Annotated in this window: 21 protein-coding genes and 2 pseudogenes; 8 read left to right on the forward strand and 15 right to left on the reverse strand. The window is 45.4% G+C overall.

What is annotated here, in order from left to right; all coding sequences use genetic code 11:
- Positions 1-14: 14 nt before the first annotated feature.
- Both ytkD and CEF20_RS11310 read right to left on the reverse strand, forming a co-directional pair.
- Positions 15-482 carry an RNA deprotection pyrophosphohydrolase gene (ytkD, locus tag CEF20_RS11305; protein WP_100331909.1) on the reverse strand — a complete coding sequence of 156 codons (468 nt, stop codon included), beginning with the start codon at positions 480-482 and terminating at the stop codon, positions 15-17.
- An 86-nt stretch (positions 483-568) separates the two neighbouring features.
- Positions 569-880, reverse strand: a complete 312-nt coding sequence (locus CEF20_RS11310; RefSeq protein WP_100331910.1) for a hydrolase — start codon at positions 878-880, stop codon at positions 569-571.
- A 159-nt stretch (positions 881-1,039) separates the two neighbouring features.
- Between CEF20_RS11310 and CEF20_RS11315 the strand changes: the two genes are divergently transcribed.
- Positions 1,040-1,288 carry a DUF6154 family protein gene (locus CEF20_RS11315; RefSeq protein ID WP_100331911.1) on the forward strand — a complete coding sequence of 83 codons (249 nt, stop codon included), beginning with the start codon at positions 1,040-1,042 and terminating at the stop codon, positions 1,286-1,288.
- A 41-nt stretch (positions 1,289-1,329) separates the two neighbouring features.
- Here CEF20_RS11315 and CEF20_RS11320 read toward each other — a convergent pair whose 3' ends face one another.
- Positions 1,330-1,536 (reverse strand): putative motility protein, encoded by a 207-nt coding sequence (locus CEF20_RS11320; RefSeq protein ID WP_232713442.1) that lies wholly within the window; start codon positions 1,534-1,536, stop codon positions 1,330-1,332.
- A 42-nt stretch (positions 1,537-1,578) separates the two neighbouring features.
- The gene (locus tag CEF20_RS11325; RefSeq protein ID WP_100331913.1) at positions 1,579-2,019 is read right to left on the reverse strand and encodes a Dps family protein; all 441 of its coding nucleotides are present in this window, start codon (positions 2,017-2,019) and stop codon (positions 1,579-1,581) included.
- A gap of 151 nt (positions 2,020-2,170) precedes the next feature.
- On the opposite strand from CEF20_RS11325, the gene ytzI reads away from it, so the two are divergent.
- Both ytzI and yidD read left to right on the forward strand, forming a co-directional pair.
- Positions 2,171-2,329, forward strand: coding sequence for a YtzI protein (ytzI, locus tag CEF20_RS11330; protein ID WP_100331914.1), 159 nt, complete (start codon positions 2,171-2,173; stop codon positions 2,327-2,329).
- Between the two features lie 14 nt (positions 2,330-2,343).
- On the forward strand, positions 2,344-2,589 hold the full coding sequence (gene yidD, locus CEF20_RS11335) for a membrane protein insertion efficiency factor YidD (RefSeq protein ID WP_100331915.1): 246 nt from the start codon (positions 2,344-2,346) through the stop codon (positions 2,587-2,589).
- Here the strand turns inward: yidD and menC are convergent, their stop codons facing one another.
- The 6 genes from menC to CEF20_RS11365 form a co-directional block, all read right to left on the reverse strand.
- Entirely contained in the window at positions 2,590-3,699 is a 1,110-nt protein-coding gene (gene menC / locus CEF20_RS11340) for an o-succinylbenzoate synthase (RefSeq protein WP_100331916.1), read from the reverse strand.
- Complete coding sequence (locus tag CEF20_RS11345) at positions 3,700-5,148, reverse strand: o-succinylbenzoate--CoA ligase (RefSeq protein WP_100332092.1); 1,449 nt, start codon at positions 5,146-5,148, stop codon at positions 3,700-3,702.
- Between the two features lie 259 nt (positions 5,149-5,407).
- On the reverse strand, positions 5,408-6,226 hold the full coding sequence (gene menB, locus CEF20_RS11350) for a 1,4-dihydroxy-2-naphthoyl-CoA synthase (RefSeq protein ID WP_100331917.1): 819 nt from the start codon (positions 6,224-6,226) through the stop codon (positions 5,408-5,410).
- A gap of 13 nt (positions 6,227-6,239) precedes the next feature.
- On the reverse strand, positions 6,240-7,049 hold the full coding sequence (gene menH, locus CEF20_RS11355) for a 2-succinyl-6-hydroxy-2,4-cyclohexadiene-1-carboxylate synthase (protein WP_100331918.1): 810 nt from the start codon (positions 7,047-7,049) through the stop codon (positions 6,240-6,242).
- Entirely contained in the window at positions 7,040-8,803 is a 1,764-nt protein-coding gene (gene menD, locus CEF20_RS11360) for a 2-succinyl-5-enolpyruvyl-6-hydroxy-3-cyclohexene-1-carboxylic-acid synthase (protein ID WP_100331919.1), read from the reverse strand. The genes menH and menD overlap by 10 nt, the downstream gene beginning before the upstream one ends.
- Positions 8,796-10,208 carry an isochorismate synthase gene (locus CEF20_RS11365; RefSeq protein WP_232713444.1) on the reverse strand — a complete coding sequence of 471 codons (1,413 nt, stop codon included), beginning with the start codon at positions 10,206-10,208 and terminating at the stop codon, positions 8,796-8,798. The genes menD and CEF20_RS11365 overlap by 8 nt, the downstream gene beginning before the upstream one ends.
- 499 nt (positions 10,209-10,707) lie before the next feature.
- On the opposite strand from CEF20_RS11365, the gene CEF20_RS11370 reads away from it, so the two are divergent.
- From CEF20_RS11370 to CEF20_RS11385, 5 genes and pseudogenes are all read left to right on the forward strand, one after another.
- A complete protein-coding gene (locus CEF20_RS11370; protein ID WP_100331920.1) occupies positions 10,708-11,631 on the forward strand; it encodes a 1,4-dihydroxy-2-naphthoate polyprenyltransferase in 924 nt (307 codons plus the stop codon).
- Between the two features lie 84 nt (positions 11,632-11,715).
- On the forward strand, positions 11,716-12,426 hold the full coding sequence (locus CEF20_RS11375) for a TraR/DksA C4-type zinc finger protein (RefSeq protein WP_100331921.1): 711 nt from the start codon (positions 11,716-11,718) through the stop codon (positions 12,424-12,426).
- A gap of 262 nt (positions 12,427-12,688) precedes the next feature.
- Positions 12,689-13,715, forward strand: a pseudogene (locus tag CEF20_RS11380) (IS1595 family transposase).
- Positions 13,716-13,858: 143 nt separating this feature from the next.
- Entirely contained in the window at positions 13,859-14,032 is a 174-nt protein-coding gene (locus CEF20_RS16845; RefSeq protein ID WP_198508490.1) for a hypothetical protein, read from the forward strand.
- Positions 14,033-14,266: 234 nt separating this feature from the next.
- Positions 14,267-16,078 carry an IS1182 family transposase gene (locus tag CEF20_RS11385; RefSeq protein ID WP_232713445.1) on the forward strand — a complete coding sequence of 604 codons (1,812 nt, stop codon included), beginning with the start codon at positions 14,267-14,269 and terminating at the stop codon, positions 16,076-16,078.
- A gap of 76 nt (positions 16,079-16,154) precedes the next feature.
- Here the strand turns inward: CEF20_RS11385 and CEF20_RS11390 are convergent, their stop codons facing one another.
- The 5 genes and pseudogenes from CEF20_RS11390 to glgB form a co-directional block, all read right to left on the reverse strand.
- The gene (locus tag CEF20_RS11390) at positions 16,155-18,569 is read right to left on the reverse strand and encodes a glycogen/starch/alpha-glucan phosphorylase (RefSeq protein WP_100331922.1); all 2,415 of its coding nucleotides are present in this window, start codon (positions 18,567-18,569) and stop codon (positions 16,155-16,157) included.
- A complete protein-coding gene (gene glgA / locus CEF20_RS11395) occupies positions 18,559-20,007 on the reverse strand; it encodes a glycogen synthase GlgA (RefSeq protein WP_100331923.1) in 1,449 nt (482 codons plus the stop codon). The genes CEF20_RS11390 and glgA overlap by 11 nt, the downstream gene beginning before the upstream one ends.
- Positions 20,004-21,032, reverse strand: coding sequence for a GlgC family sugar phosphate nucleotidyltransferase (locus tag CEF20_RS11400; protein WP_100331924.1), 1,029 nt, complete (start codon positions 21,030-21,032; stop codon positions 20,004-20,006). Before CEF20_RS11400 ends, glgA begins: the two co-directional genes overlap by 4 nt.
- A gap of 20 nt (positions 21,033-21,052) precedes the next feature.
- Positions 21,053-22,201, reverse strand: a complete 1,149-nt coding sequence (locus CEF20_RS11405; protein ID WP_100331925.1) for a glucose-1-phosphate adenylyltransferase — start codon at positions 22,199-22,201, stop codon at positions 21,053-21,055.
- Positions 22,128-24,077: pseudogene (gene glgB, locus CEF20_RS11410) on the reverse strand (1,4-alpha-glucan branching enzyme). The gene CEF20_RS11405 and the pseudogene glgB overlap by 74 nt, the downstream one beginning before the upstream one ends.
- Positions 24,078-24,087: the final 10 nt, after the last annotated feature.

Consider the following 24,087-nt stretch of genomic DNA (forward strand, 5'->3'; position numbering starts at 1 on the left):
TCATCACCACTTCTTCATTCAGTTGCTTGCAAATAAGCAAGCGTTTTTTCCACAACTTCATCTTTCATTAAAAAGCTGAAGCGCTCATCCATACGCTCTGTCAGTAAGTCCCCTTCAAATAATACCGGACCATCTGTTTCTAAATAATCATCCTTCTTCTCTATTTCCCTTATTTCCGCAAAGTAAATCCCCTTTACGAAAGGTTTGTCGGGATGCTGAACATAATATTCACCCACGAATGTTAACTCCTCAATGAGCGCTCCTGTTTCTTCATATACCTCTCGCTTAGCGGCGGCCTCCAGTGTTTCCCCTGCCTCCGCTTTCCCTCCAGGACACTCCAGCCCGCGCTTCGGATGCGACGTCAAAAGCCACTTGTCGCGGTAACGGCAAAATACCAGCACATGCCGAGCGGGAAGAGGAAAGCTGTCGGGCTGAAACGTAAGGGTCACCCGGCAGCCATTTTGATCTTTAAATTGAAACATCTTAGCTCCCCTGCCTCTGTCATCTGTCTTGACAAGAACTCATCCGGTTCTTGGCCAACTGCTCTTAGCTTTATTATACCTGTTTTCTACATCGACCACATCTCTCGAATATGTGCTTGAGCCTCCTCATCACCCAATTCATAAATCATCTGGTACACTTTATCCAAATTTTTATCATAGCGGTCATTCGGACGGTCATAATGATATTGAACATACGGAACATGCGCCCGAAAAAAACCTTCCCACTCCTTAGAGTAGTTGGCATCAAACAGCTCGCGCAAAGCCGTGATCTCTTCGTCTGTGGCATATATTTTGAAATTCCATGGAGAAGCTGTGGCGCTCCGCATAATTTCCCCGTTGGCAATTTGGATATAGTAAGCTTTTTTTTCCTCCTGCATATTTTCACCTCCTCCTTTTATCGTTCCCCTGCCGTTCTAAAAAATAAATGTAAATAATAATTTAAGGCTATCTGCTACTGGTTTAATTAGCCAGTTTGGGGTATAAATGATAGTAGGGATTCAAGGGGTAAAGAAATACAGACAAAGGAGAGGGTGCGTATGAAATTAGTGGACGAATTATTCGAAATTTATCGCGGGAGACTGCAGGGAACCGAAGAAGATCTCGATATGATCACGCTCGCTGTATTGGAACAATTATCACCTAGAGAGATTCTGGCGGTCATCAAAGAATTAAGCGAGGAAGAGCTGCAATCTTTCTTTCGGCTGTATTTGCTGGAAGCGCTGAAAGAAAAATTCGATAACGAAGACCCTTTTAGCCAGCACAGCGGCAGAAACCTATTGCATTAATACATACTAAAAAGATGTCCGCAGCGGGACATCTTTTTTCTTTAGGCTTTCATATCAACAGCCGTTCCTTTAAACGGGTGGGGAGCCTGTTCGCTCTTAGGCAAAGCCTCCATCATCTTCACGGCTTGAGCTGTTTGCGTAGCCATTTGGCTTTTCAGCAGATTTAAGCCAAGCGTCTGCTGAAGTTCAGCAACTTGCTTGCCCATCATGGAAGACAGTTCCATTCTCATTCCTCCTTCCTGTTCCATACACATGAGAAAAAGAAGGCGAGCCGCCTTCTTTTTCTGCAATTATTTTCCTAAGAAAGACTTCAGCATCCAAGCATGCTTTTCTAATCCTTGATGAATGGAAAGCAGCATATCTCCTGTTGTTTCGTCATTGACTTCCGCCGCTAAATCCATCGCTTCCTTCAACTCGGAAACCACTGTTGTAAAATCATCCACAAGCGACTGCACCATCTGCTCCGCTGTTTCTTTGCCTTCCGCTTCCTTTACTGTTGCCAGCTCTAAAGACTCCTTCAGCGTCGCCACAGGCTGTCCGCCAAGTGCAAGCAGGCGCTCCGCCAGCTCATCGATATGAACGGACGCTTCTGTGTATAACTCTTCAAATTTAGCATGGAGCGTAAAGAATTGCGGGCCTTTCACATACCAATGATAATTATGTAACTTCGTATACAATACCGTCCAGTTAGCAATTTGCTTATTGACGCTTTGAATTAATTTATCAGACATAAACGCTTCCTCCTTTAATTCATTCTTTATTATTCATACCACACTTCCTTTCCATTAAAACATTTTTTTCAACATTAAGCAAAATCAGGGCATTTTCAGCAGGCCCCCTTTTATAGGGAAACATGATACAATAAGCAGAGGGGGGATTGCATTGACAACCGTTTTAATTATCTCTATCGCCATAGTGATCGGCGTACTCGTTTTCACGATCTTATCTATCAGCAAAGGCTACCAATATAAGCACACAATTGATCCGATTGAAAATAATCCGCATCTCACAACAGACAAGCCAGAGGAGCACAAACAGTAAAAGGCGGTCCCGCTATGTTCAAAAAAGTATTTTTGCTTATAATCCGTTTTTATCAACTATTTATTTCGCCTCTAAAGCCGCCGACCTGCCGCTTTTATCCGACATGCTCTCACTACGGTCTAGAAGCTATTCAGCGATTCGGGGCTATTAAGGGCGGGTATTTAACGCTCAAACGAATATTGAAATGCCATCCTTTTCATCCTGGCGGCTTTGATGAGGTGCCAAAAACTTGGAAGGATCGCAGCACAAAGAAGAACTGACTATTTCAGCGTCAGTTCTTCTTTGTGTATGGTCACCTGCTGCAGCCGGCGTTTATTGAGATTGTATCCGATGCCTGCTTGGGAGGATACAGCAATTCTTCCCTTCTCCACAGTGATTTCAGGTGCAATCACATCCTCTTCCCAATAATGACTGGATGGAGAAAGGTCTCCCGGTATGGAAAATCCAGCTAAAGTAGCGAGCGCCACATTATGCGCCCGGGATACACCAAACTCGATCATGCCGCCCGCCCAGACGGGAACCCCCCTCTCCTGACAGAGATCATGGATTTGTTTTGCCTCCTGCAGTCCGCCCACACGGCCAATTTTGATATTGATGACGCCGCAGCTTCCCAGCTCTAAAGCCTGTTTCGCCTCGCGGGCCGATCGGATGCTTTCATCCAGACAAACCGGCGTGCGAATCATCCTTTGCAGCTTGGCATGCTCAACGATATCCTCCGCAGCGAACGGCTGCTCAATCATCAGCAATTGAAATTCGTCCAGCGCCTTAAGACGGCTAGCCTCCTTTAGTGTATAAGCTGAATTGGCGTCGGCCATTAATGGGATATCTGGAAAATGGCAGCGAATTTCTTTAAGAAGCGCCAAGTCATTTGCCGGACTGATTTTGACCTTTATCCGCTCATATCCTTGTTCCGCCAGGCTCTCTACTTTGCTGACGGTTTCAGCAATCGAAGCCCCTGCCGCCACGGCTCCGGCAGGCACGGCGGTTCTCACGCCGCAGAGCACATCCGCAAGGGGCTTTTCCTGCCGCTTGCTGTAAAGATCCCAAACAGCTGTTTCCACAGCCGCTTTCGCCATCCGATTTCCCCGCACCCCCTCAAACCATTGATTCACTTCTGAAGGGTGGGAAAGCTCTCGGCCGGCGATTAAAGAAAAAAGCACATCCTTGATGATGTGGAAATTGGTCTGAACCGTTTCTTCCGTGTACCAAGGCGTGGTAAAAGCCACCGCTTCCCCATAGCCGGTTAACCCTTCTTTATCCACAACTTCAATCAAAATCCCCCGGCGCCTCTTCACTGTCTCTAAGTGAGTAACAAATGGCGATTTCAGTTCCATTTCGATCACATGCATCGTCAGCCCCGTCACATTCATTCATCTTCCCTCTCTTTCAAAAGCCGCCTTCAACTCACGCCGCAGCAACTTCTTGGAAGCATTTCTCGGCAAAGCCTTCACTTGCAAAAAATGAGCAGGACATTTGTATTTAGCCAAGCGGCTTAGACAAAAGGAGCGCAGGCTGTCGGTGTCAACCGTTTTCTTGGCAACCAAGAAAGCAGCCGGAACTTGTCCCCATTTTTCGTCAGGCACCCCGATCACACCAGCTTCCGCAATTGCTGGATGCTCCATCAGTACCGATTCAATTTCAGCCGGATAAACATTTTCTCCCCCTGAAATAATTAAATCAGAGCGGCGGTCAAGCACATAGAGAAATCCATCTTCATCTAAGCGGCCCAAATCGCCTGTATGAAACCAGCCATCTGTAAATGACTGGCGGTTCGCTTCCTCGCGCCGCAAATATCCGGCCGTTACATTCGGGCCTTTCACCAGAATTTCTCCCTCATTTTGCCCATCCGCTATTTTTATTTGACTCGGAAACAGCGGCTTTCCGGCAGATCCAAGCTTCGTCAGACTATACTCAGGCGGCAGCGTCACGATTTGCGAAGCGGTTTCTGTCATCCCGTATGTTTGAAAGACGGGAATCTGCTTGGCGGCACATGATTCTAACAGCGGCTTTGGAGCCGGGCCACCGCCTAACAGCATGCAGCGGAACGACGGATGATAGCTTCCTTGGAGCTGCTCCACCATTCTTGTCAGCATGGCTGTCACCACGGACATGATCGTTGCTTCTCCACGCTGCAGCGCCCGGTTGATCTTTGCTTCATTAAACTGTGAATACAATCGCACAGCCATGCCGTATATCACACTGCGAATAAGGATGGAATAGCCGCTAATATGAAAAAGGGGCACCGCACAAATCCAGCAGTCCGTTTCGCGAATTCCTAAATTCAATGCCGATCCAGCAGCGCTCCACCAATGGTTGCCGTATGTCTGCATTACACCTTTAGGTTTTCCGGTCGTTCCAGACGTATACATGACAGAGCAGACCTCTTCCAAATCCAGCTCTTGGCGGCCGTTTGCTGCTGCCTGCAAAGGAAGCCGGGATAGCTCTTGTTTGATCAGGCAATCTTTTCCCGCTTTTTTCGCCAATGTTTCAAACGAAGAATCGTAAAGTAAAAAGGCCGCCCGGGAGTCCTTCAGCTGAAATGACAACTCTTCCGCTGCTAAGCGGTGGTTCAGCAATACAGCAACCGCTCCCCGCTGCTGCAGAGCATGAATCAAAAAGACAGCCTGTTCCGTATTCTTAACAAGCACACCAATGTAATCGCCCGGCTGAACACCGATCCGTTCAAGAGCAGCCGTCCATCTTTTCACCTCTTCATATAGCTCCGCAAACGTCCAGCGCTTCTCTTCAAAAAAAAGAGCCGGGCGCTTGGGAGTCAGATAAGCCCGCTGCCGCAGCCAATTTGGCATCATTTGTGGCATAGCTTTCTCCCCTTCCTTCACTTTTTTCATTCAAACTCTCAAGGCGGGCCCGCGAGTCACTCCCGCCGAAATATTGCCCATTCAAATACCATTAACCGGGACCGTATTATCCGTATTCCCTGCTGAATTCTAATGAAAAAAGGCTTGATGGTCTTTTCCATCAAGCCTCGGACCTCGCCTGGCCCGCTAAGCCGCAGAGCCTCTTTCTCAGCTTTCGAAAGATCGCGCTGCTTGCATAAATCCCTTTATGGAATTGACATCAAGGGAATCTTGGGAACTGGCCGAAGTCTGGGTCGCGTTTTTCCTTAAAGGCGTCTCTTCCCTCTTTAGCTTCGTCTGTTGTGTAATAAAGAAGTGTCGCGTCACCTGCTATCTGCTGTAAACCAGCTAGACCATCAGTATCAGCGTTCATCGCAGCCTTAATAAAGCGCAAAGCAGTTGGACTCTTGGCAAGCATTTCTTCTGCCCACTTCACCGTTTCTTCTTCTAATTTGTCAAGCGGAACAACGGTATTGACTAATCCCATCTCCAATGCTTCCTGCGCATTGTACTGGCGGCATAGATACCAGATTTCACGCGCCTTCTTGTGGCCGACAATACGAGCTAAATATCCGGAGCCATATCCGGCATCGAAGCTCCCTACTTTCGGTCCCGTTTGTCCAAAGATGGCGTTATCAGCAGCGATCGTTAAGTCGCAGACCACGTGAAGCACATGACCTCCGCCAATTGCATAGCCTGCTACCATAGCGATAACTGGTTTAGGAATGACACGGATCAGACGCTGAAGATCCAACACATTCAATCTTGGAATTTGATCTTCTCCAACGTAGCCGCCGTGACCGCGCACTTTTTGGTCTCCTCCTGAACAGAAGGCTAAGTCTCCTGCACCTGTTAAAATAATGACGCCGATTTTTTCATCGTCACGCGCATAGGCAAAAGCATCGATTAATTCCATGACTGTTTTAGGGCGAAAGGCATTGCGTACTTCCGGACGATTAATCGTAACCTTTGCAATTCCATTATAGGTTTCATATAAAATATCTTCATACTGGCGTTCACTTACCCAATTAAAAGCCATTATATTGCCTCCTTTATGTATAGAACAAAAACTCTCTTATTATTGTACCAAATTCTTCGTTGTCTTCCACATGAATTGCATGACCTTTTCCAACGGCTTGCTTCCAAACAGGAAAAGGGAGTCTTTCAAACATCTCACGGGCGATGTTTGTAAACTTTTGATCCAGCGTGCCTGTAACAAGCAGCACCGGCATCTTCAGCGTGGACATCTCCTCCCACCAAGACGGCTGAGCCCCCGTTCCCATCCCCTTTAAGGATCCGGCAAGACCTGCTGTTCGATTTTGCAAACGCTGACGGCGCACCGCTTGCTGATATTCCAGTGGAAGCTTTTTTTGGGAAGCAAATAAAGGAATGCTCTCCCAGTGATTCACAAATGCTTCAATTCCTTCTTTCTCTATTGCATCAGCCAACCTAATATCAGCTTCCCGGCGTGCGGCCCGTTCTTCTTCCGTTTTTAATCCGGGGGATGAACTCTCAAGCATAAGGCTTTTGACAGCTTCCGGAAAGCGTACAGCCATGGTCAGCGCGAGACGTCCGCCCATCGAATAGCCCAGCAGGTGGAAGCGGGGATACCCTAATTGACTCATTAATTCTTTCAAATCCAAAGCGACTTGTTCGATATTATACCTGGCTGAATCGGCGGGACAGCTGCTTTTTCCATGTCCGAGAATGTCCACCGTAACGCAGCAAAAGTCCGATTGAAGCTGCTTAACGGTTTCCGTCCACGTTGTATGGTCCCCTGTAAAACCGTGCAGCAGCAAAATGGGATCCCCGCTGCCATCCACACGGCAATAATAACGGCTATTGTGAATCTTTATTTCCAAAATTCTTCACCAGCCGTTATGGTTTCTATTTCCCAGGAAACATTTTTCCACAATTCCCGATGGGCTATAACATTTTTTTCTCGATCGGTCACCGCTTCTATAATAAAAAGCCCCTCCGCGCTTTCTGCCGCTGTCATTGCTTCTGCCAATGACTCCACATCCGTAATTTTTCGGTACTCTGCGCCATACAGTTGAGCAGCATAAGAGAAATCCAGATCGGGCGGCGTACCAAAAAGCCGTTCAAAATGCTTGGGCTGATTTGCTTGCGGCAAGTAGGAAAATATGCCGCCGCCATTATTATTAAGGATGATAATGGTCATTTTTATCCCGTTTAGCTTGGCCGCCAACAAGCCGTTTACATCATGAAAGAAGGATAAATCGCCCAGAATTAAATATAACGGCTGATCTGCTGCGGCCGCGCCTAACGCCGTAGAAACGAGACCGTCAATTCCATTTGCTCCCCGATTGGCGTACAGGCGGACCTTGCGTTCACCGGCAAAGAGGAAAGAATCCAAATCACGGATCGGCATGCTGTTGCCGACAAATAGCGACGATGAATCCGGCAGCTGCTGCAGCACTTCATAAAACAGTCTGCCCTCATCCATTTCCTCATGGTTTTGAACTTCTTTCATTTTCGTTTTGGCCGCTTTATTCACATTTAGCCACTGGATCAGCCAATCACTTTTTTCTTTTTTTGCGCCAAGATGTTTCGTCAGCATCCGACAAAATTCGCTCTCCTCACAGTTGATCATATGAGAGACCGCACCGATCGGGTCACGCCAGCCGCCGCCGCCGTCAATGACGAGATGATCCTTGAGATGATGCGTTTTCAAATATTGAGTCAGCGCCTTGGAAACCGGCATGGCGCCAAATCGAAGAACGACATCAAAAGCAGCCTCCTTCTTGATCTTATCACTTCTCAATATCGCATCATAACTATCCACGATCATATGGGCACAGGTGGGAAGGCTTCTCAGCCCGGAGAGCGGATCGGCCATAATAGGATAGCCGAGCGTCTCTGCCAGACGGAGCACTGCGTCAGGAAATCCTTCGGCAGAGAGATCGCCGCAAACGATTAATCCTTTTTCTTTTTCGCCCAAAAAGCGGGCAAGATCTTCCATGCTTTCCTCATTGACGATTCGCTTGCCCTGAGTTAAATGGATAGCTGCAGAATCTGAGAATGCTTCGCCGGAAAAGATCCCATCGTATTCAGGAATTAACGGCTCCCGATAAGGAAAGTTCAAATGTACGGGGCCTGCTGGTGACTGAGACGAAATATGAACCGCCTTAGCCGCGGCAGACCGTACATAGCGAAGCATTTCTTGCGCCGCATCCGGCAAAGCCATTTCAGCAAACCATTTGACATGGGTGCCATAAAGCTGATTTTGATCAATCGACTGCGGAGCACCGACGTCCCTCAATTCATGAGGCCGGTCGGAAGTCAGCACAACGAGCGGGACACGGGCGTTTTTGGCTTCCGTTATGGCGGGAAAATAGTTCGCCGCTGCGGTGCCCGATGTGCAGAGCAGAGCTGTCGGCTTTCCCGTAGCTTTAGCGAGCCCGAGAGCGAAGAAAGCAGCAGAACGTTCATCAACCTGAATATATACTTTTATATCCGGGTGTTCAGCCATTAAAAGTGCCATAGGAGTAGAACGCGAGCCCGGACTAACCACGGCGCTTTCTACTCCTGCTTTAGCCAGCCCATCAACAAACTGGGCGTTATATAATGTTAAATTTGTTTGGCTGTTACTCATCAGCCGATCCTCCTATCGCACGCAGCATCGGTCGGAACTTGATGCCTGTTTCTATAAATTCGCTCTCCGGATCGGAATTTTCCACAACGCCGCAGCCAGCATACAGTACTGCCCGCTGCTTATGCAGCAAGCCCGAACGAATAGCCACAGCAAATTCACCGTTCTTTCGATAATCCATCCAGCCCACAGGCGCACCATAAAATCCGCGGTCCATCATTTCCAACCGCCGAATTTCGCGCAAGGCTTTATCATTCGGCAAACCGCCGAGCGCCGGAGTTGGATGCAACTTTTCCACAAACGGCAAAATAGAATCTTCATTTGTATAACCGATAACAGGTGTGTACAAATGCTGAATATCACGAACTTTCATTAATGTTGGGGTCGACGGAACGTCTACATCCTCGCATAATGCGGACATCTCTCTTCGAATCATCTGTACAACATAATCATGCTCGACACGGTTCTTCCTGTCATTCAGCAATTTTTCACCAAGATTCTCATCTTCTGCCTTCGTTTGGCCTCGCTTACTGGATCCGGCCAAGCAAGTAGACAGCACAACCTGATTCCGTTTGCGAACTAGCCGCTCTGGCGAAGCCCCCAAGAAGCAGCTCTCCATATTTTCCAATGAAAAGATAAAGCTTTCCGGCTGCTGGCTCAGCAATCGTTCCAGCACATGATCGGAGGAAAGATCCCCGTCAAAATCAGCCGTAATCTTTCTAGCCAGCACGACTTTCTTTAATTTCGAATCTTGCTTAATGCTTTTTACTACCTGATCGACCGCCTGCTTCCATGCGTTTGTATCCTGCTCGACCATGCCGGAGAAGCGGTCTCCGGCGTTTGCAGAGGATGCATCCGTCTCATGAAACAAGCGGATTTTCTTTCTTTCTATATGGTCAATTAAATCATCGGTATCGTAAGGAGTACACATTAAATTCGTTGTTAAGTAGCTTTCCCCATCCATCACCGTCAGCATAAATTCCGGCACATAAAAGAAAGCCGGTGAATAATTGGACCATTCCCTTTCCTGCTGCTGCTGAGGATCAAATGAAAAGCCTCCAAACAGCAAAGGACCTGTCCCATAGCCATCAAAGGGATTATGAATGGACGAATGATCAACCAAAGCTTCCCACTTTTGCTCCACTTCTTCATAGCGCAGCCGGTTTTTCTGTTCGCTTCGAATGATGTGGATATTTCCTAACCCGACAATTGTCATCTCTCCATCGCGATCTTTCCAGAAAAATCGTTCTCCTGCATACACAGCTTTTCCATTCTGATAAAAAGTGAATGGATTCACCCGTTCCACCTTCTCCACATAGCTGAAGAGCATGGACTGTGTATCATTTGATTTGCGATTCAGTGCGTGTATAAATACTTCCTTTATCGGATGGCTTTTTATGGTAGACAATGAAATCTCCTCCATTGCACTTACAGCAGTGAATAATAAATAGTTGTCAAACTTATTTAAAGATACACCTCTTGAACTCCCGATGTCAACGATTCCATTTCTTTTACTTCCTGTTGACCTTATTATAAGGGCCGCTATATTGCCTTCTCCACGAAACAGGCGGTTGTTTGTTCATCGAAGTGCCCATCGGCTAACATGGCAGCACCCTGCTGCAGTGCTTTTGTCACCTGCATATGGCAGTCCCGACCTACTCGGATATGCAGATGCCATGCCCCTCGCTTTGCCATTGCTTTCCTGTTTCTTTCTTAAACGGGAAATCTTACGGCCTTTATATTCGGGATAAAAGGACTTTCTTTCCATATTTAATGATCTTCTCCCGGCTAAAATTGTGAAAAATAATTGACACTTTTCCTTTCCTTTTCTACACTTAAAAAGATGAGCGGTATAATCATTTTTTACTACCTGCTCGCTCTTTATTACATTGAGGGAGAGAACGTAAATGAATGTCAAAACATCCCCTTTAATTAAGCCGGACAAAGGCTGGCGGATTTGGTGGCAACTGACAAGACCTCATACATTAACAGCTGCGTTTGTTCCTGTCTTTCTTGGAACAGCATTAGCTGTAGCGCATACTTCACTCCGGGTGGATTTATTCCTGGCGATGCTCACTGCTTGCCTGCTTATTCAAGCGGCAACGAATATGTTTAACGAGTACTTCGATTATGTTCGGGGCCTGGATACGGAGCATTCGGTCGGCATCGGCGGCGCGATCGTACGCAATGGGGTGAAGCCGCGCACCGTGCTAATCATGGCCTTTTCATTTTTCGGGCTGGCGATTATTCTCGGTCTTTATATTTGCGCCCATACCACTTGGTGGATCGCCGTGGTTGGCATTGTATGTATGATCGCCGGATATTTATATACAGGCGGACCTCTGCCGATTGCCTACACACCGTTTGGTGAAGTGACGGCCGGTTTCTTTATGGGATTTGTCATAATTTTGTTATCCTTTTATATTCAGGCTGGGTTTATTTCATCAGAAAGCATTCTCATTTCGGTGCCGATTTCTATCTTAGTCGGCTCGATCTTACTCGCCAATAATATTCGCGATCTGGATGGCGATAAAGCGAATGGCCGCAAAACGCTGGCAATTTTAATCGGACGCAAGCGTGCCATTCAACTGTTGGCGGCCATGTTTATCCTGTCCTTTGCCTGGGTGGCTGCGCTTGTCCTTTTCGAAATCGGCTCTCCTTGGCTGCTTTTAACCTTCTTGAGCATTCCTAAAGCAGTGAAAGCTACAAAAGGATTTGTTGGAAAGACCATGCCGCTGCAGATGATGCCGGCTATGAAAGCAACTGCCCAAACGAATACAATCTTCGGATTTTTGCTTTCCATCGGATTATGTATTAGCTATCTCCTCTGACCTGTCCCAGTGCGGACAGGTTTTTTTATGTTTCAAACAGGTACGCGGCGGATAACAGTACTATATAAAAAGGATGTGAATCAAATGTTGACCAATCAACAAGTGCAGCAATTGAAAGAAGAATTGCTTAGCCAAAAGGAACAGCTAATCAGCTCCACAGATATCGAAAGCATGCAGGATGCCTCAGGCGAGCTCTCTGCGTATGACAATCACCCGGCTGACCTGGGCACCGAATTGTTTGAACGCAGCAAAGATATCGCGCTGCAGGATCATGAAGAACGCGAATTGGCTAAAGTTCAGCAGGCGTTACAAGCCATTGAAAAAGGAACTTACGGCAAGTGCCAGATATGCGAAAAAGAAATCGCCTATGATCGTCTGAAAGCTATGCCCGCCGCGATCTACTGTGTAGAGCATTCACCCGAGCAGATTATCAGCCGAGACCGTCCAATAGAAGAGGAAATCCTCCAGCCCGCCAAAGGCGAACGCTTTCTTCATGAAGACGATGAGATAGATGACAACAAGGACAGCTTTCAAACGGCAGCTCAATATGGAACCTCGGAAAGCCCCTCCGACTTTACCGGAGATCACCCGGACTACAACGAGCTTTACGAAGATCAAAAGGAAGCAACCGAGACCTATGAAAGCTTTACCGCCACAGATATAACTGGAAAGGAGCCGGGATTTATCCGCTCAAATGAGGAGCAGGAATATAGGGATCAATTAGATGAGAAGCAGACAGAATCCCCTCTAGGCGATATTCCTTATAAAAAGAAGGACAGTTATCTAAACAAGTGAACAAAGCCTCCTTCTTGCTTTTGCCGGCAAGAAGGAAGCCTGAACAAGCTCTTCAAAGCAACGGAAAAGGAGGGGCTCAGCGTGCCGATAAAGTGGAGAATAACTTTGTCTGCACGCTTTTTAAGAGGATAAAGGAAGCCGCCCTGCCCTCTTCTGCCTGATTTTTTAGGCTCTGTTAAAGGTAAATGTTGATATTGGATACCTTAACGAATTCTTGATATAATCAAGATAGGTACAAATATTCGGTAAGAAGGCTATCAAGGTGAGCAAAGCGTTTAGCAACTTGTTAAAGTGCATCGACAAACTATCACACACCAATAAAGAACAAGTGTATCAATGGGTTAAACGCTATGTTGAACCTTCTTCCTCTGCGGGTGGTCGTTTAATCAATGAAATGAGGGAAACTCGCTTTAAAGAAGGAGTTGAGTGGCCTCATTGTACATCAGAACACGTTGTTCATTTCGGAAAATATAACGGTCGCCAACGGTATCGCTGTAAGTGTTGTGAAAAAACGTTCACTGATACAACCAATACCGTTTTGTACCGTACTCGGAAAGGCAACGAATGGATTACCTTTGTTGATTGTATGTTTAAAGGATATTCCCTGCGGAAATCGGCAGACATCGTAGGAGTTACTTGGGTTACGCTTTTTATGGAGACACAAACTGTTAAACGCATTAAAGCAAATGAATGTTGAACATTTTGATGGTATCATTGAAATTGACGAGACATATTTCCTATACTCTCAAAAAGGACAACGTGGTATTTCTGACCGAAAACCTCGTAAACGTGGCGGAAAGTCCAAACACAGAGGCATAAGCCACGAACAGGTTTGTATTCTCGTAGCCAGAGACCGAACGAAAGCGACTATCTCAAAAGTTGCTTGTATGGGGCGTATTGTGAAAACGAAAGTTGATACTTTTATTGGTACTAAGCTATCTAATGAAAACGTAATTTTAACCGATGCGTGGAGAGCCTATAAAACCTATGCAAAAGAAAAAGGGTTAGCGCATTACCGTATTAAATCAGACGATGGCAAACACGTTATTATGGGTTTGTACCACATCCAAAATGATAACGGTCTTCATTCCCGTTTAAAACAGTGGATAGACCGCTTTAAAGGTGTGGCTACCAAATATCTTGATAATTCCCTTGCTTGGTTCTTATTTGTATATAGTCGCAGTAACGGAAGCACTAATCAGCATATTAAAGAATTTCTTTTAACATCAATTGTGTTTGAAATGACGGACACATATCATAGTTTACGAGTATCAAAATTTAACTTGTAGTCTTTAATCAACTAAAAGAGCAACAGTGAAACTTTAATTTTTCTAAATCGTATCTAAGGGTATAAAGATTAATATAACTGGTGCGATAATCGAATGAAATATGTTAAAATTTACATAAAATGTAAATCGAGAGGGGAGCAAATGTGTCTACAGGTATTATTGCAATAGCTTCTATTATTATTTGGATTGCAGTGTCCAGTGAACTACGGAAATCTTCAGAAGAGACGAACAGATGGAAAATAATCACTTTAATGTTTGCTGGTTGCTTATCAACATTGATTGTTACCATTTCGCTTTTTCAAAATATTCCATTTTAAAAGATTAAAATATAAAGCAGATTATTACTTAGAAGAAAGTATGTCGAAAGTTTTTGTAACCCTCCATAATTAAGTGCGTTACTTGCACAAGATTAAGGGGCTGTCCCAAAAGTCGGTGAAACCGACTTTTGAGGACGGCCCCTGTTTTTTTTCTATTTTTAAGCACAAAAAAATCGCTCTTTCTTGTAAAATGTAAGTAACCAAACCAACACATACAAAAGGCGCGATTTTTTTATGAGCAGCCAAAAGACTACTCCCACAAATTATAACACGGACCAGTTGTCTTTACCACTAGAAACGGCAGAGGTGTCCACGCAAAAAAAGAACTTCCGTTCCAAACCTGTCTTTGTTTCCTATCAAACAGACCAGCTGATGCTTCCGATGGATCTCAGTGACTGGATTCCTGCACACCATGTCTCCCGTTTTATCCATGAGATGATTGAAAACATGCCCGATGAGCTGTTCATCAAGCCTTATAAAGGCGGCGGCCGAAGTGCCTATCACCCCAAAATGATGGTCAAAATTCTTCTTTATGCGTACTCGCAAAAGGTCTATTCCTGCCGAGGAATCGCGAAGATGCTAGACGAAAACCTGCCGATGATTTGGCTCTCTGCCATGCAAAAACCAGATTTCCGTACGATTAACCGTTTCCGCAGCGGGCAGATGAAATCCATGATCGACACGCTGTTCGAGGAAATGATTCTCTTCTTGATTAAAAACCAATATATTTCCATGGAGAACTATTTTCTGGACGGCACAAAGATCGAGGCAAATGCCAATAAATACTCCTTTTCCTGGAAAAAAGCGACGATGAGATTTGAAGCGAAATTAAGAGAGAAGATCAAGGAGACCCTGCACCACATTCAAGGGATCGTGGAGGCAGATGAAGCTTCTATGATCGAGGAATGCCTGGAGGCGAAAAAAGTCAGCCCTGAACAATTGGCGCAAGTGGAAACGGCTCTGGAAAAGAAAATGGAACAGATAGAGAAAGACGTGGCGCAAGAAGATAGGAAAGAACGCAAGGCTAAGCGCCAAAAGCGATCCTTTGTTCAAAAGCTGGCAAAATCCGTAAGCAGGGATTTTATTCCGCGCCTGGTGAAATATAAACAACAAATGGAGACATACGGCGACCGAAACAGCTTTTCCAAAACCGATACAGATGCCACGTTTATGAGAATGAAAGAAGTTCACATGAAAAACGGACAGCTAAAGCCTGGCTACAATGTGCAGATGGCAACGGAAAACCAATTTGTTTTGTTCTATACCATTCACCAGCGCCCAACGGATACTCGCTGTTTCATTCCGCACATGGAGAAACTGAAAGGCTCTCGCCTGCCGTTTCCGAAAAAAGTGATCGCCGATGCCGGCTATGGAAGCGAAAGCAACTATGTATATGCGACGGAAGAAAAAATGGACTATTTGATTCCTTATAATACCTATCTGAAAGAACAAAAACGCAGGTATAAAAAAGATCGTTTCCAGCCAAGGAACTGGACCTATATAGAAGAAGATGACGTATATATCTGTCCGAATGACCGCCGCATTCGCTTCAAACGGTATTCCACCCGTACGGATTCTTACGGGATGAAGAGAGATTTTAAAATTTATGAATGTGAGGATTGTACAGACTGCCCGCTGAAAGCCCTATGCACAAAATCGAAAGGGAACCGGCAGATTCATTACAACCCCGTGTACGAAGAAATGAAAGCAAAAGCCAAGAACAGCCTTTGGTCTGACGAGAACACACCGATTTATGCCCGGCGGAAAGTCGAGGTCGAAAGTGCGTTCGGTCATATCAAGGGCAATCGGTCGTTCCGCAGATTTTCCTTGCGGGGGATCGACAAGGTGCACACGGAATTTGGGATTGTGGCGTTAGCCCACAACTTCCTGAAAATGGCGGGCCTAGCCCAAACATTTTCAGGAAACCCGCTTACAATGAAAGAACGCGGAGAGAAAAACGAGTTGTTTTTCTCTCCGCGTTCTTATTTTAGGGGCTTATGGGACAGCCCCTTTATTTTTACTCAAATTATCAACATTAAATATTAACAGAACCATTTTTTTAAAAAACAGGCGAGAACTTTTGAATAGAACACCCAGTCAGCATTTGGCAACAGGCTTGTTCTTATTTCATCACAAGCCGGCTGCCGCGCGGATGAATATCCCAAATATCTTCCGCGTACTCCCTAATTGTCCGGTCACTGGAGAAATAACCGGAATGACTGATATTATGCACCATCATGCTCAGCCAGCGTTTCCGGTCCTTTTCATATAATTGACCCGCCGTTTGCTGTGCTTTACGGTAACTCGAAAAATCCTTCAATACGAAATATTGGTCGTTTTCCATTAATAGTGAATCATAGATGATCTGAAAATGATCCTCCGCATCAAAAAAACCGTTGACAAGCTGATCCAATATTTGGCGGATATACTGATCATGATGGTAATAATCCATTGAACGGTAGCCGCCTTCACGTTCCAATTTCATAACCTCTTCCGCTGTTAATCCGAATATAAAGATATTTTCCTTGCCTGCTTGCTCCAAAATCTCAATGTTTGCGCCGTCCAGCGTCCCCATCGTCAGCGCACCATTCATCATAAATTTCATGTTTCCTGTACCTGACGCTTCCTTGCTGGCAGTCGAAATTTGCTCACTGATATCAGCAGCCGGTATAATATCTTCCGCTAAGGAGACCCGGTAATTCTCTAAAAACACCACTTTAAGGCGATCTTTCACAACCGGGTCATGATTAACCATGTCCGCCACTGAATGAATCAGCTTGATGATCTTTTTAGCATAATAATAACCCGGTGAAGCCTTCGCTCCAAAAATAAATGTGCGCGGATACATATCAAAGGAGTCATCCTCTTTCATCCGATTATAAAGATAGAGAATATGCAATACATTCAGCAGCTGCCGTTTGTAGGCATGCAGCCGCTTCACCTGAATATCGAATAGGGAATGCGGATCGACAGTGATGCCGTTCTGCTCAGATATGCGCTTGGCCAAAATTTCTTTTCTTCTCAGCTTGACGTCTGCTAAGCTTTCCAGAAAAGCGGGATCTTGACCGTAGGGCTGAAGCAGCGTCAGCTTTTCCGGTTCTTTCATCCAGCCGCTTCCAATCGTGTCTGTCAGCAGCTTGGACAGCTCCGGATTCGCTTTGATCAGCCAGCGGCGATGGGTAATTCCGTTCGTTTTATTGTTAAACTTCTCCGGCTGAAATTGATAAAACAAATTCATTTCCCGGTTTTTTAATATCTCTGTATGAATTTTGGCTACGCCATTGATGCTGTGGCTGCCAGCAATAGCTAAGTGAGCCATCTTCACCTGGCCGTGGGCGACAATCGCCATTCGCTCAATTCGCCGCCAGTCCCCTGGATAAGCATCCCAAAGACTTTTGCAAAAACGTTCATTAATTTCTTGGACGATCATAAAGATTCTTGGAAGCAGCGGCTGAAAAATACGGATCGGCCAGCGCTCCAACGCTTCTGACAGCGTCGTATGATTCGTATAACAGAACGTGTTTGTCGTCACTTGCCAAGCCTCATCCCAGCTTAATCCATATTCATCGAGCAGCACCCGCATTAATTCCGGAATGGCAAGCACGGGGTGCGTATCATTAATATGAATGGAGACATATTGATGCAGCTTTCGCAAATCTTTATGCTGCTCCAAATAACTTTGGATGATGGAGCGGATGCTGGCTGAAACTAAAAAATACTGCTGCTTTAAACGCAAAATCTTGCCTTCATCATGTGTATCATCCGGGTATAAAAATTCAGAAATAGCCTCGGTTTCTTTCTTATATTTCTGCACATTTTGATTGGGCATATACCGGGACAGCTCAGCGCTCCACAGGCGCAGCGTATTCACCGTACCCGTTTCATAGCCAATCACCGGCATGTCATACGGCACCGCACTGACGTATTCAGCATCGACGTGACGGAACTTGAGCTTTCCGCCCGCTTCATACGTCTCCACCTTCCCCCAGAAAGGCACTTCCACAGCTAGATCCAGCTTTCTCACCTCCCAAACATGACCGTAGCGAAGCCAATGCTCAGGAAGCTCCATTTGATACCCGTCCACAATTTTTTGTTCAAACAACCCATGTTTATAGCGGATACCGCAGCCGTGCCCCGGCAAATTAAGCGAAGCCAGCGAATCAAGAAAACAAGCAGCCAGCCGTCCGAGCCCGCCATTTCCTAAAGCGGCATCGTATTCAATCTCTTCCAGCTCATGTAAAGAAATATGTAAATCCTTCAAACCTTTCTCGACCACTTCATAAATGCCGAGATTGAGCAAATTTTGTCCGAGAAGGCGGCCAAGCAGAAACTCTATCGACAAATAGTAGACTTTTTTTTGTTTTGTTTTATTATATTGTTCATTCGTTTGAATCCAGTTAGAGCTTATATATTCACGCACCATGTTTCCTAATGTTTGAAATTGATCAGCCGCCGTTGAATCGTCAAAACTCTTGCCGTAGGTTCTTTCAATCCGCTTTAAAAAAGCTTCTTTAAATGCTTCTTTATTAGAAAACATGACTTTCCCTCCTGGACGTTAAGTCAGAATATAAGTGATAATAGTGACTGGCTGAATGAGTCCAGCTATAATCACAAGTCATCGCTTGGCCAGTGATCCTCCGCCAATTCTCCGCTGCTTTATATGTTTTCACCGCTCGCCGAAAGGTGTAGAGCATATCATGCGCATTAAAGTTGGTGAAAGAAAAGCCGTTCCCTTCCTCTGTATGCTCATTAAATGAGCGAACGGAATCATTCAGTCCGCCTGTTTCTCTAACAATCGGCAAAGCTCCGTATTTCATGGCAATCATTTGCCCAAGCCCGCAAGGCTCAAATTTTGAAGGCATTAAAAACAGATCAGACGCGGCATATACTTGATGAGCCAGCGCCTCATCAAAACCTATATACGCGCGGAATTTTTGGTGGTAATTCCACTCCATTTCCTTAAAAAACCATTCAAATTCATTCTCCCCCGTACCAAGGATGATAAACTGGATATCTTCTTCCATCATTTCATGAAACACTCGTTTCACTAAATCCAGCCCTTTTTGCTTTGTCAATCGCGAAACAATGGACATCATCGGTACATCGGCTCTTTTTTCCAGCCCAAACATCTCCTGCAGCCGAAGTTTATTCTTTATTTTTCCGCTCAGATTTTCATCGTCATAAGGAATGATTAACGGATCGGATGAGGGATCGTATGTTGCCTGATCAATGCCGTTTAAAATGCCGGCTAACGCATCCTGTCTCTCGCGCAGCACACCATCTAGCTGTTCGCCGTAATACGGAGTCAAAATTTCGTTTCGATAGGTAGGACTGACAGCCGTTATCTGATCAGCGGAGATTAATCCGCCCTTCATAAAGTTGATGCTTCCATAGAACTCCAGCTGCCGGCTGTTAAAATAGCGATCATGCAGATTTAATAAATCGGTTAGGACAGCCTTTGGAAAAATGCCCTGATATAACAAATTATGAATGGTGAACACCGTGCGAATCAATTCGTATCCGGGACGATTTTGATGCTCCACTCTCAGCATAAACGGGATCATGCCTGTGTGCCAATCATGGCAATGAATGATGTCAGGGAAAAAATCAAGATGCGGCAAGCTATCCAGTGCCGCCCTCGTGTAAAAAGAAAACCTTTCCCCGTCATCATAATGGCCGTACAGCCCATCTCGCTTAAAATAATATTCGTTGTCGATAAAGTAATAGATCAAGCCGTCCTTCTCAAGCTTTTCAATGCCGCAATATTGATTTCTCCAGCCGACTGGCACGCTGTATTCCGCTATCTTTTCCATTTGCGCCCGGTATTCAAACGGAATCGCTCCATATTTAGGAAGCATCACTCGGATATCTGCCCCTAGCTGCTTCAGCTCTTTCGGCAAGGAACCGGCGACATCCGCCAGCCCTCCCGATTTCACAAACGGCACGCATTCAGATACTATAAATAACAGTTTCACGAATTCATCAACACTCCTTGTACAGAGCCTTTGCGGATGATCAGCGGCTCCTTTGCTGTTCCAATTAAAGTCTGCCCATCCCCAATGACCGCATCCTTGTCCACAATGACATGCTCAAGCACACAGTTCTCCCCGATGTTTGTTTTTTGCATAATGATGCAATTTTTCACTTTTGAATGCTTTCCGATATGAACCGCTCGAAAGATGACGCTTTGCTCCACCTCTCCTTCAATAACCGCTCCGTTGGCAATCATGGAATTTTTCACCGAAGAAGTATCCGTGTATTGCGTCGGCGGTTCGTCTTTGACTTTCGTATAAATCGGCTGAAACTTATTAAAAAGCTGGCACCAGTTCTCCTTCTCTAACAGTTCCATGCTTGTCTTATAGAAATCCTTCGATGTTAGAATTTGCTCGCAATACCCGTTGATCTCATATTGGCATACTTTATACTGGTGTCCCGGATCGCTGACAATATCCCGCATGCACGTATAGCCTGTCTCTTTTCGGGTATTCACCATCTGAATAAGCAAGGATACCGGTACGACATATAAGTCGATCGGGCGCCCTTGATTGCAAATTTGTAGAATATCGCAACTTTCTTCCCTGAGCCGATTTAATATCGGAGAGAAGTCCATATTAAACACCGTGTAACAATTGCTTATTAACGCATACTCTTGCGTACTGCGCTTGAAATAGTCCATATGCTCCGCAAAATGGCAGAAGGCACCTATCTTTTCTTCCGCTCCTTCCAGATTGGGAGAAGGGAAGAAAAACAGTCCATCCCGCTTCCGATCCAACTCCCAATTCTTTCCTGAACTGACGTGATCCATTAACGAACGGTATTGATATTTAGGAAAGATCGCAACGCTTTGAATTCCCGAATTAACCATATTTGACAAAATGAAATCGATTAAGCGATAGCGTCCCGCAAAAGGTACAGCCGCCAGACTGCGATGCAGAAGCAAATCTTTCATGGATTCAGGATGCGTGGTCGCATCAATAACCCCAAGCATGGATGCATTCATTGCCTTCCCTCCTGTTTCATTCATTGCTTTTGGCCGATTAACTGCTCCAGATACTGTTCGGTGATAAGCAGTATCTCATCTGTATGATTATAAATATGCACATTGTCAGGGATTTCCACATTACTGTTGACGATCGCTCGCTCTATCACACATTCTCTCCCGATTCGCACATTAGGCATGACAACTGCGTCCTTAATGACGGATTCCTCATCCACCTGCACCCCTTGAAAAAGAACGGAATGAATGATTTCTCCTTCAATACTGCAGCCTTCATTGACTAGCGAATTCTTCACCGCCGCTTTTTCTCCGATAAACTGCGGCGGGTGATTGGGATTGACTGAATAAATGCGCCAGGAATGATCCAAAAGATTCAGCTCTTCCCCCCGGTCTAAAAGATCCATATTCGCTTCCCAAAGGCTTTGCACAGTCCCCACATCTTTCCAGTAGCCGCTAAATGGGTAAGCAAACAATCTCAGCTTTTCCTTCAGCATAAAAGGAATCACATCTTTGCCAAAGTCATTGGTAGATTCCGGATTATTCTCATCAAGCTCTAAATATTTTTTAAGCGTCTTCCAATTAAAGATATAGATCCCCATGGAGGCAAGATTGCTGCTCGGGTGCTTTGGCTTCTCTTCAAACAAGGTAATTTCCATCTCTTTATTAGTGCACATGATCCCGAAGCGGCTGGCCTCCTCCCACGGCACTTCAATGACAGAGATCGTCACATCCGCCTTCTTCTGAATATGGAAATCCAGCATCTTAGCATAATTCATTTTGTAAATATGATCACCGGAGAGAATGAGCACGTATTCAGGATCATATTGCTGAATGTAGTTTAAATTTTGATAAATAGCGCTCGCGGTACCGGAATACCACTTCACCCCCGTTGACTCCATATAAGGCGGCAGCACCGTCACTCCTCCTTGCTTTCGATCTAAATCCCAGGCGCTTCCTATGCCAATATAAGAATTGAGGACTAAGGGCTGATACTGAGTGAGAACTCCTACATTGTGAATACCTGAATTGGCGCAGTTGCTCAGCGGAAAATCGATAATCCGATATTTGCCGCCGTATGGAACTGCCGGTTTGGCAAGGTCACGAGTCAATTCTTTCAATCTGCTTCCTTTCCCGCCTGCTAATAACATCGCCACACATTTTTCTTTCGCCATTCCTTTCCCTCCCCGGTTATTGATCTGGCTGAAGATAAATAACGCCAAAAGGCGGTATCTTCATATGTACATAGGCCGGCTGCCCATGGAAGGTACCCTCCATTGCATACAGTAAAGCCGGATTGACCTGCCCAGATCCTCCGTACCGGAGATTGTCACTGTTTAAAATCTCTCGGTACGCACCGACCTCCGGCACCCCAACGCAGTAATGTTCATAGCCGCAGTCACTAAAGTTGCATATCACAATGACATTTCTTCCTTTTTTGCTTCTGCGGATAAATGAATAAATATTCTGCTCTGCATTATGGACATCGATCCACTGAAATCCTTTGGGATCATGATCGAGTTCAAACAAAGGGTTAATACTCTTATATAAATGTAGCAATTCAATAAAGTATTCATTGAATTTGCCATGCAACTCATAATCAATCAAATGCCAATCAATCTGATCTATGTCTTTCCATTCAGAAAACGGAGCGAGTTCATTTCCCATAAATAGAAGCTTCTTTCCCGGATGGGCGATCAAATAGCCCATCAAAAGGCGGAGCTGAGCGAACTTTTGCCAGTAATCACCCGGCATTTTATTCAGCAGCGATTTCTTGCCATGCACGACTTCATCGTGGGAAAAAGGAAGAATAAAATTTTCAGAGTACGCGTACATCAATGAAAAAGACAGCAGATTATGGTGCAAGGAGCGCTCATTCCAATGGGTCTCCATATACTTCAGCACATCATTCATCCAGCCCATATTCCATTTATAATTAAACCCAAGGCCTCCTAAATGCACGGGAGCGGTTACTTGCGGCCAATCCGTTGAATCCTCTGCAATCATCAAAACGGTACCGTCAAATTCAAACACAGCTTTATTGAGCTTTTTTAGAAAATCCACTCCGAATGGATTGACCTCCAGCCGATCCCGGTTGGGCCAGTAAATGATATTCGCAACCGCATCTACACGGAAGCCATCAACATGAAAATAGTCAAGCCAAAAGAACGCGTTGGAAATCAAAAAACTTTGCACTTCCGTTTTGCCTAAATCGAAATTTGCCGTTCCCCAAATATAATTTTCCCGATCCCACGCGTTCTCATATTCATAACTGCGGCCGCCATCGAAGTGATAAAGCCCGTGACTGTCTTTGCAGAAATGGCCCGGCACCCAATCTAATATGACGCCAAGCCCGTGCTGATGGCACTGATCGACAAAATACATAAAATCCTTTGGCGTGCCGTACCGGCTGGTCGCAGCAAAATAGCCGGTCCCTTGATAGCCCCAAGATCGGTCATATGGATGCTCAATCACCGGCATTACTTCCACATGGGTGAACCCTAATTGCTTAATGTAAGGGATAGCCTGCTCAGCCAGCTCGCGATAAGATAACAGACTCCCGTCCTCTTTTTTCTTCCATGTGCCTAAATGAATCTCATAGATGCTGACTGGCTCTTCATAAATGGCCGATTGCTGCTTGTTTTTCCTCCATTCTGCATCTCGCCACTGATAGCCTTCTAATGAATAAATTACGCCGGCTGTTCTCGGCCTCTCCTCCGCAAAAAAAGCGTAGGGATCAGTCTTGATAATCTTTTCTCCTGAAGGGGTGATGATCTCAAACTTATACAGCTCCCCTTCCAAATTCCTTGCAATTTGCATAAACCAAACGCCTTCGTTATTCACTTTCTCAAGCAGATGGTCATTCCCATTCCAATTGTTAAAACTACCAATGAGACGAACCTGCCTGGCATGCGGCGCCCACAGGCAAAAAGTTGTATAATCCGTTCCGTTTCGATGCGATACATGAGCACCAAATAGTGAATAGGCCTGATATAAATTCCCTTCATGAAATAAGTGGATATCAAATTCGGTTGGATAGGATTCCGACATATTCCCCACC

Origin of the sequence: Bacillus xiapuensis (assembly GCF_002797355.1) — a bacterium.
GTDB classification, from domain to species: Bacteria; Bacillota; Bacilli; order Bacillales; family Domibacillaceae; genus Bacillus_CE; species Bacillus_CE xiapuensis.